Origin of the sequence: Brevundimonas sp. BAL450 (genome assembly GCF_015767455.1) — a bacterium.
GTDB classification, from domain to species: Bacteria; Pseudomonadota; Alphaproteobacteria; order Caulobacterales; family Caulobacteraceae; genus Brevundimonas; species Brevundimonas abyssalis.
This window is the reverse complement of record NZ_JADWOW010000016.1, coordinates 1-1,331: the sequence shown is the minus strand read 5'-3', so window position 1 is coordinate 1,331 and position 1,331 is coordinate 1. Positions and strand designations below refer to the sequence as shown.

Annotated in this window: 1 protein-coding gene; it reads right to left on the bottom strand. The window is 69.0% G+C overall.

Annotated features, from left to right (window positions below; all coding sequences use genetic code 11):
* On the bottom strand, window positions 1-1,331 hold a 1,331-nt coding region (locus IWC96_RS00095; RefSeq protein ID WP_196838125.1), incomplete at both ends, for an IlvD/Edd family dehydratase.

Here is a 1,331-nt window from a genome sequence, read left to right as displayed (position 1 = left end):
TTGATCAGGTGGGCGGGCGGACGCATGTTGACCACCTCGGCGGCGCCGGGATGGCCGATGGGCCCCGAGCCGCGCATCACCAGCACCGAGCGTTCGGTGATGCCCTCGGCCGGGTCGTCGATGCGGTGGTGGTAGTCCTCGGGCCCGTCGAACACGACGGCGGTTCCCTCGAAGGCCTCGGGGTCGTTCGGATCGGAGAGATAGCGCTCGCGGAACTGGGGGGAGATGACGCTGGTCTTCATCACCGCCGAGTCGAACAGATTGCCCGACAGCACCACGAAGCCGGCCTCGGCCATGAGCGGGTCCTCGAAGGGCCGGATCACGTCCGGCAGGACGATCTGCGCGCCCCGGCAGTTCTCGCCGAGGGTCTTGCCGTTCACGGTGGGCGCGTCCTCACGGATCAGCCCCTGACCCATCAGCTGATTGACCACCGCGGGCACCCCGCCGGCCTGGTGGAAGTCCTCGCCCAGATAGGTCCCCGCCGGCTGCAGATTGACCAGCAGGGGGATGTGGTGGCCGTGGTCCTGCCAGGTCTTCAGGGGCAGCTCGACCCCTGCGTGGCGGGCCAGGGCGGTCAGGTGCACCGTCGCATTGGTGGACCCGCCGATGGCCGAGTTGACGGCGATGGCGTTGAGGAAGGCGTCCTTCGTCAGGATGTCCGAGGGCTTCAGGTCCTCCTTGACCATGTCCACGATGCGCAGACCGGTGCGGTAGGACATCTGTCCCCGCTCGCGGTAGGGCGCGGGGATGGCGGCCGAGCCCGGCAGGCTCATGCCCAGCGCCTCGGCCAGGCTGTTCATGGTCGAGGCCGTGCCCATGGTGTTGCAGTAGCCCACCGACGGCGCCGAGGTGGCCACCAGCGCGATGAAGCCCTCATAGTCCAGCTCACCCCGGGCCATCATCTCGCGGGCGCTCCAGATGATCGAGCCCGAGCCCACCCGCTCGCCCTTGTTCCAGCCGTTCAGCATGGGCCCCACCGACAGGGCGATGGCGGGGATGTCCACGGTGGCCGCGGCCATCAGGCAGGCGGGGGTGGTCTTGTCGCAGCCGATGGTCAGCACCACCCCGTCGATGGGATAGCCGTACAGAAGCTCCACCAGCCCCAGATAGGCCAGGTTGCGGTCCAGCCCGGCGGTGGGCCGCTTGCCGGTCTCCTGGATGGGATGGACCGGGAACTCCAGGGCGATGCCCCCCGCCTCGCGGATGCCCTCGCGCACCCGCTTGGCCAGCTCGATGTGGTGGCGGTTGCACGGCGACAGGTCAGACCCTGTCTGGGCGATGCCGATGATCGGCTTGCCCGAGCGCAGCTCCTCCAGCGTCAGGCCGTAGTT